At 49.3% G+C, this 7,694-nt stretch carries 5 protein-coding genes; 3 read left to right on the plus strand and 2 right to left on the minus strand.

Annotated elements, in window-relative coordinates:
- Window positions 1–81: 81 nt before the first annotated feature.
- On the minus strand, window positions 82–2,940 hold the full coding sequence (locus HRH59_RS19020) for a TonB-dependent receptor domain-containing protein (protein ID WP_173502842.1): 2,859 nt from the start codon (window positions 2,938–2,940) through the stop codon (window positions 82–84).
- A gap of 369 nt (window positions 2,941–3,309) precedes the next feature.
- Here HRH59_RS19020 and HRH59_RS19025 point away from each other — a divergent pair, with 369 nt between their 5' ends.
- Both HRH59_RS19025 and HRH59_RS19030 read left to right on the plus strand, forming a co-directional pair.
- Window positions 3,310–4,035 carry a LytR/AlgR family response regulator transcription factor gene (locus tag HRH59_RS19025; RefSeq protein ID WP_331460210.1) on the plus strand — a complete coding sequence of 242 codons (726 nt, stop codon included), beginning with the start codon at window positions 3,310–3,312 and terminating at the stop codon, window positions 4,033–4,035.
- Window positions 4,036–4,110: 75 nt separating this feature from the next.
- Window positions 4,111–4,806 (plus strand): VC0807 family protein, encoded by a 696-nt coding sequence (locus tag HRH59_RS19030; protein WP_173502844.1) that lies wholly within the window; start codon window positions 4,111–4,113, stop codon window positions 4,804–4,806.
- Here the strand turns inward: HRH59_RS19030 and HRH59_RS19035 are convergent.
- Complete coding sequence (locus HRH59_RS19035) at window positions 4,793–5,629, minus strand: ion transporter (protein WP_173502845.1); 837 nt, start codon at window positions 5,627–5,629, stop codon at window positions 4,793–4,795. The two genes, HRH59_RS19030 and HRH59_RS19035, sit on opposite strands and share 14 nt — an antisense overlap.
- Window positions 5,630–5,935: 306 nt before the next feature.
- On the opposite strand from HRH59_RS19035, the gene HRH59_RS19040 reads away from it, so the two are divergent.
- A complete protein-coding gene (locus HRH59_RS19040; RefSeq protein ID WP_173502846.1) occupies window positions 5,936–7,411 on the plus strand; it encodes a pectate lyase family protein in 1,476 nt (491 codons plus the stop codon).
- Window positions 7,412–7,694 lie beyond the last annotated feature (283 nt).

Below are 7,694 nucleotides of genomic sequence, written 5' to 3' on the forward strand. Positions count from 1 at the left end.
CTCCATAGGAGGTGGTTTAAGGCCGACAATAAAAAAGGCTTCCGTAAGGAAGCCTTTTAACCTTTTTAACTAAAGCCCTAATCAGAACTGATAGTTAACACCTAAGGTGACACGCTGACCAATAACATCAAACGCTTCACCGTTGTTGTAAGCACTTGGCAAGCGCGGCGGGTTACGGTCAAACATGTTTAATACCCCACCACGTACCTGCAATGCATCTGTCAGGTTATACCGTGCCGTTAAATCAAACACAGTGTAAGACGGAATATCGTTATAATTGTTCGCCTTTGGTGACCAATCATTGCTGGTAACCGTAGCTGAGCGATGGTTCATACTCAGTACTGCAGAGAAATCATTATAGCTATATTCCGTGGTAAAACGATGCTTCCATTCAGGCCGTTTCATTTCACCCAGTTCATCAATCAAGTCATCAGCAAAACCTGTTGGATTAGTATTATATTTGCTGGTGTAAGTACTGATTAAACGCAGGTTAAAATCGCCTACTTCCGTACCGAAACGATAAGAAGCTTCCAAGTCCACACCTTCTACGTTACGCGATGCTGAGTTGAAAGGCTTCTCAAAGTAATTGGTTACCTCAAAAGTATCTGCATCACGCTCTAATAAAGGACAGAACTGGTTATCTAACGATGAAGATTGGTAACAATACTTCAACACATCTGGCCCGTCAAAGCTGTTGATCACATCTGTCAGCTCAAACTTCCAGTAGTCGACCGTTAAGCCAAAGCCATCCAGAAATGCCGGGGTGTAAACAAAACCAATGGTAATGTCTTTGGCCACTTCATTTGTCAGGTCAGGATTACCCACAATAAAGCCCGGACGGGTTGACCCCTTCCATTCTGTAGATGGTTCAAAATCTGCCGGTACACCTGCAGCCGCACAATTTGCCAGAATAGTCTCTTTATACTGTGAGTTTAAACCATCGCGCTGGCTAACCGCACATGGGTCAGTCATAGAGCGGAAAGTTTGACTTCTTGGGTTATACAATTCGCCAATATTAGGCGCGCGCACTGACTTCGCGGTGTTTAAGCGAACGCGTAGCTCGTCATTCACTTCCCAATTTAAACCCAGCTTCCAGGCGCTATCGTTGCCAGAAGTGGAGTAATCCATAAAGCGCACTGCCGTTTCAAAGGTCAACGTTTTAGCAAAAGCGACATCAGCAAGCAGCGGCACCGATAACTCTGCTGAGACTTCAGCCACATCAAAGCTACCTTTCAGCGGTTGTGATTGGTTATTAAACAATAGGCCGGCACGCATCGCCGGATCCGGCAGGCTGTCAGCTGCTTCTTTGCGATACTCGGCACTAAACGCTGCCGCGATAAAACCTGCAGGTAATTCGTACAAATCACCACTAAGGGTAGCCGAAACTACAGATTGGCTAATGGAAGCGCGGCGTATGGCGTCGGTAGACACCCAATCATAAGCATCCTGGTCATAGATACCACGGCCATATATATTTAAAGGCAAACAGCCGTTTGCACGGGCAATGTTATCACGGCAAACTATATCACCATTGGTATCAACAACAGCGTCAATAGCGTCGTAGAAACGTTGTTCGAACATCTCGCCGTACCATTCAGTGTCAGCCTGCACACGGCCTGTAGCGGCATAAATATCATAAGACCAGTTGTCCGTCAGATAGCCTTCAAAACCCAGAGAAATACGTGCCAGGGTTCTGTCCTGGCTGTACTGCCGGTTACCAAAGTCAGAGGCCAGATAGCCCATCACAGGGCCGACGCTAACGCCGCTTGTATTTACCGTTGTGGCAGCTTGCACCAATTGTTGTGCGGCCGGGGACAATAGCGCATTATCTGCTTTTACACGATATTGCATAAACGCCGGAGAGCTTTCACCGTAAGCTTGTGAACGCGATAGATTCAGCTCCATCGACATACTATGATTGTCACTAATCTCGTAATTCATATTGGTAACGAAGTTAATGCGCTCTAACGGCGTTCGCATAAAAGAGTTTTCAGCAAAGCTGTAGCCCTCTCCGCCTAAATAATCTACCCGACCACCCACCAACGGGGGCAATGCCTCGCCCAGCTGCATTGGCCGCACAGTGCCGTCATCAGCAAAAGAATAACGTGTTCCACCTGAGACAAAAGTACCGGTTTTACTGTATGCCGCCAAAACTTGCTCGCCATAACCCCACACAACACGCTGTGGGCTGTTCGGGTCATCTGCTACAAAATCAGGGTTTTCCACAGCAATAGGTGCATCACGTAAGTAATCGCGATCCATGAATGAGATCTGGCCTTGCTTAGAAAAGCTCAGGTTAGTTACAAAAGTGGCCTTACCCACATCAGAGCCAAATGTTAACGAAGCATACTCTTCCTCACCGCCACTTTGAGTTGGCCGCGTTGTTGACACATCAACAGAGACACCATCAAAGGTCTTTTTGGTAATAATGTTAACTACGCCAGCAACTGCGTCAGAGCCATAAACCGCAGAAGCTCCGCCGGTGGTAATTTCAATACGTTCGACCATCGCAGTAGGAATATTGTTTAAATCAACTGCACTGCTGCCCGGCGCGCCCGCGACAAAGCGACGGCCATTAACCAGTACCAAAGTACGACTGGCTCCCAAGCCACGTAAATCAGTGTTATTTAAACCGCTGGCAAACACACTGTTGTTTGTCGTTTCCGGCGACAAGCCCACTAAGGTGTTAGGCATTTTATGCAGTAAATCTGCAACGTTTACCACGCCGGCACTTACCAGATTATCACCGGTAATTACCGTAACCGGCGTTGGTGCCATTTCACCAATCCGTTTAATACGCGAACCGGTAACTTCAATACGCTCTACCCGTTGTACTTCTTCCTGCTCTGCCGCAGTCGCCGTACCGATAACACTATATAAAGCCAGTGGCGATGCCAAAAGTGCATAGCGCATAGCCGCAGTTAGTTTATTTTTTTTCATATTTTCCCTCTGGACACTGCAAAGCAGTTGTAACTTAATTAATTGTTATTTTTAGGGAACTTTTCAGCTCCCCGATTGACGCTAGTCTTAGCTAGTACCCAATTCAATAACAATTACACCAGTGGGTGGTATTTCGTGCTGGAAGGGATATTCCCGACTTCAAGTGAAATGCAGATGCAACCATGGCAAATTTTTTGCGACGAAATGCCGTTTGTACACCGTAGACAAGGTGCCGCCGGCAACTTTGTTTTGCTACACTGCGCGCCCTTTTAGCCCCGTACAGCGGGGAACTGATACTCTTCATCCCGGTCAGAGCTGCTGTGCGTTGCATTTTTCTTCGAGTCGGATATGAAACTAAGCTGTTTAATAGTGGACGACGAACCTTTAGCCAGGGCTGGCATACGACACCTGCTGAGCAAGCAGCAACAATTTGAAATTACTGCAGAAGCCGATAACGGCACTGAAGCATTACGCCTGGCTCAACTGCATCAGCCGGACATTATTTTTCTTGATATTCAGATGCCGGGCCTCGACGGCCTGAATGTGTTGCGCCAGTTGGCCAATAAACCGGCAGTGATTTTTTGCAGCGCCTATGCCGAACACGCTATTACGGCTTTTGAGCTCAGTGCGGTTGACTACCTGCTTAAACCCTTCAGCGCTGAGCGCTTTCAGCAAGCCTTGCTTAAAGCTTGCGGTAAAATTATTCATCGGCTCAGCAGTCCGGCTGCTGCAGCGGTGGAACCGGAGACAACCTACCTTGACCGGATAACCATCCGCGATCCGGGCCGCTTACGTATTGTCGATGTCAGTGATATCAGCTGGATTGAAAGCGCCGGTAACTATGTCGATATTCATGTTTATTCACAGCAAAAAAGCTATCTGCTGCGCGATACTATGGCCGCCATCGAAAGCAAGCTGGACCCGGCGCTGTTTGCCCGTATTCACCGCTCGTCTATCGTGCGTAAAAGTGACATTGTGGAATTACGGCCGGGCGACAAAGGTGACGCCGAAGTGATGTTAAAATGCGGCACCAGCTTAACCATGTCGCGCCGCCACCGCGCCGCTCTGGCCGGCTTATTCGGCCAACCGGGTTAAACCACACGATAGTCTACCGGCCGCGCGTGCTTAGTTGCTATACTGCGCGGCGTAGTTTGTTAACCGGGAAACACCATGACTGCGCCAGAGAAAAAGAAAAAATCAGGTTTTATAACTAACTTACTGCTTAACGTGGTGATCCCTGCCGTTATTCTCAGCCGCTTTAGCAGCGAAGACGCGCTGGGGCCGGTATGGGCTGTGGTAATAGCATTAGCGTTTCCACTGTTGTTCGGGGCGTGGGAGTTAAAGCAGTCGGGCAAGGTAAACTTTTTTTCTATCTTAGGTATTATCAGCGTACTGCTTACCGGTGGTATCAGCCTGCTGCAGCTGCCGCCCTCTTATATCGCTATTAAAGAAGCGCTGATCCCGGCGTTAATCGGCATTATTGTGTTGATAAGCCAGTACACACCTTACCCGCTGGTGAAAAAGCTACTGATTAACCCCGAGCTGTTGGATATGCCCAAGCTGGAACAGGCGCTGGCAGCACAAAACAACAGCGCGCTGTTTAACCAGCGCATGGGCCGAGCCGGCTATATAGTGGCCGCGTCGTTCTTTTTGTCGGCGGTACTCAATTACATTCTGGCCAAAGCCATTGTGGTTAGCCAGCCCGGCACTACCGCCTACGCTGAAGAGCTGGGCCGCATGACCTGGTTAAGCTACCCGGTTATTGTGCTACCCACCATGGTTATGCTGATGGGTGCGATCATCTATATGTTTATGCAAATTGGCCGCTTAACCGGCCAATCGTTAGAAGACTTTATTCTGCAGTAGGTTGTTTAAGTTCATGCCGCAGCTGCTGTAGCTCCTGTTGCAGCTGCTGCATCTGTAACAGTAATTGTTGCTGCGTCGCCTGCCCGGCATCGTGTTCTGCCTTATGTTCCTCATCATGCATGCTTTGTACCGCGTTTACTATTACGGCAATAAACAGGTTGAGCATGGTAAAAGTTGCAATCAGAATAAACGGCACAAAGAACAGCCAGGCATAGGGGAATTGCTCCATTACCGGCCGCGCGATGCCCATCGACCAGCTTTCCAGCGTCATTACCTGAAACAGCGTATATAAGGACGCGCCCAAACTGCCGAACCACTCCGGGAAGGCCTCACCAAACAGCTTGGTTACCATTACCGCCGCCACGTAATACACCAACCCCAGCACCATGGCGATAGACAGCATGCCGTTAAGCGACTGCATCAGCGCGCCGACAATTTTGCGCATCGACGGCACAAAGGTAAGCACCCGCAGTACCCGCAATACCCGCAGCGCACGTAACACAGAGAAGGGCCCGCTGGCCGGCAACAACGCGATAGATACCACCGCAAAATCAAATACGCTCCAGGCATCTTTAAAAAATGCCAGCCGGTGTGCATACAGCCGCAGCAGTATTTCCAGCACAAACACGGCCAAAATGGTTTTATCCAGCAAATGGATCGCCGGCCCGGCCACAGCCATCAGCGCCGGCATCGTTTCCATACCTAAGGTAACGGCATTAATTAAAATAAGCGCCAGCAAAATGCGCTGTACGCTACGGTGTTCAATAAACGCCGTTATCCGCTGCCGCACTGATGGCAGCCCTGCTACCGCTTCACTTGTCATGTTGCACCTCAAAACTTACTGCACCGGGAAATAGCCCGCCGCTATTGTATGTCAGCCATGCAGCGGATCAATCTGTTGCAGAGGCTGAACGCTAAAAAACCTGCTGATAAATTTATTACACGCCAAAAAGCCACATTTAATTTACAGAGTAAGATCAATACCTTGCGCTTAGCGCCGACGTAAAATTTTGATATCCGCCCACAGTTCCAGATATGGAATAGCCAGCGGCAACACCCTGTTGCAGGCTTAACCGGCCCTCGCTGTTACCGCAGGGCAATAACAAGAAATCAACAGAGGATAAGACAAATGCAATACAGCAAATCAATTCGCTTATCAGTGCTGGCTACTGCACTGGCATTTTGCGCAGCAGCGCAAGCCAATAACCTGGCCATTACCGGCCCGGGTGCCGGCGCTGACGGCTCCGGCAAAGCCAGCGGCACCAGCTACGGCGATGTAAAAGACGCCGACCTGCAAAGCTACTGGCAGGCCTCCGGCAACAACGGCCAGCGGGTCTCGGTAAAATGGAGCAGCGCTGTCAGCGCAAACCAGGTTGTACTGCGTGAGCAAGGCAATAGTGTTACCGGCTGGCGTTTGGTAAACAATGACAACGGCGCCGTACTGGCCAGCGGCAGCAGCATTGGCAGCAACAGAACGGTTAATTTCAGCACCGTCAGCACCAAAAAACTTAACCTGGAAATTCTCAGCGCCAACAGTGCCGCACGCATCGCCGAGTTTGAAGTGTATCTGAATACCGGCGGCAACCCGACGGATCCAACCGACCCTACTGACCCGACAGACCCTACCGATCCGGGTGAGCCCGGCCCAATCACCTCTTGTGCCGCCACGCCACAAGGTTATGCCTCGCTAAACGGCGGCACCAGCGGAGGCAGTGGCAGCAATGCAGTAACCGTAACAGTAAGCAGCGGCGCCCAAATAGTGTCAGCACTGCAAAATCGTGATTTAAACCGGCCACTTACCATTCGCGTTAACGGCACTATTACGCCAGGCAATTCCGGCGGGGTAAGTAAATTTGATATTAAAGATATGGATAATGTCAGCATTATCGGCGTTGGCAATAATGCGCTGTTCGACGGTATTGGTATTAAAATTTTCCGCGCTAATAACGTAATTATCCGTAACCTTAAACTGCGTTACGTCAATACCGGCGATAAAGACGCCATAACCATTGAAGGTCCGGCGCGTAATATCTGGATTGATCACAACGAAATCTACAACAGCCTGAATGTGGGTAAAGATTTTTACGACGAGCTGATCAGCGGTAAAAAAGACGTGGATAACGTAACTATTTCTTACAACTACCTGCACGACAGCTGGAAAACCTCACTCTGGGGCAGCAGTGACTCCGACAACTACAACCGCCGTATTACCTTTCACCATAACTACTGGCATAAGGTAAATTCGCGCTTGCCGTTGTTCCGTTTCGGCCAGGGCCATATTTATAATAACTATTACAACGACATTCAGGACACCGGCATTAACAGCCGTATGGGTGCAGTAATCCGCATTGAAAACAATGTGTTTGAAAACGCGAAAAACCCGATCGTGTCGTTTTACTCCAGCGGCTACGGCTACTGGGATACCCGCGGTAACAGCTTTAGCAATATTACCTGGCAGGAGTACCCTGGCGACGGCATTATCGCCGGGCCAAATGTACAACCCACCGCAGTGCTAAACCTGCCGTACAGCTTTAACCTGTTACCCACCAACCAGGTAAAAGCCCACGTATTGGCCAACGCCGGCGTTAATAAATGTAGTTTCTAAGCTAAGCAGCAGGCGGCAGCGCCGCCTGCTTAACTACCCCCTACCTCAATACCGTTCGACAAATAACACCGCCAATACACCGGCCATAAAACCTGATAAATATAACGGGTTAAAGCACCGGTAATTACACTTGAGTTTTTTATCAACAACTTGCAGGTGCCCCACTCGCAAGTTGCTGGCTCAAACCTGCTACAAGTTTAAAATGCTTGATTTACAAACAGCTACAAGCCTAGACTGGATGCAATTTTGCAACTTTGTAGTGGTCTAATAAAACCGGACACCA

It is taken from the genome of Rheinheimera lutimaris (genome assembly GCF_013283795.1).
Lineage (GTDB): Bacteria > Pseudomonadota > Gammaproteobacteria > Enterobacterales > Alteromonadaceae > Alishewanella > Alishewanella lutimaris.

Coding starts and splice junctions, on each gene's coding strand:
- HRH59_RS19035 (WP_173502845.1), bottom strand. CDS start 5,629: ATGACAAGTGAAGCGGTAGCAGGGCTGCCATCAGTGCGGCAGCGGATA.
- HRH59_RS19030 (WP_173502844.1), top strand. CDS start 4,111: ATGACTGCGCCAGAGAAAAAGAAAAAATCAGGTTTTATAACTAACTTA.
- HRH59_RS19020 (WP_173502842.1), bottom strand. CDS start 2,940: ATGAAAAAAAATAAACTAACTGCGGCTATGCGCTATGCACTTTTGGCA.
- HRH59_RS19040 (WP_173502846.1), top strand. CDS start 5,936: ATGCAATACAGCAAATCAATTCGCTTATCAGTGCTGGCTACTGCACTG.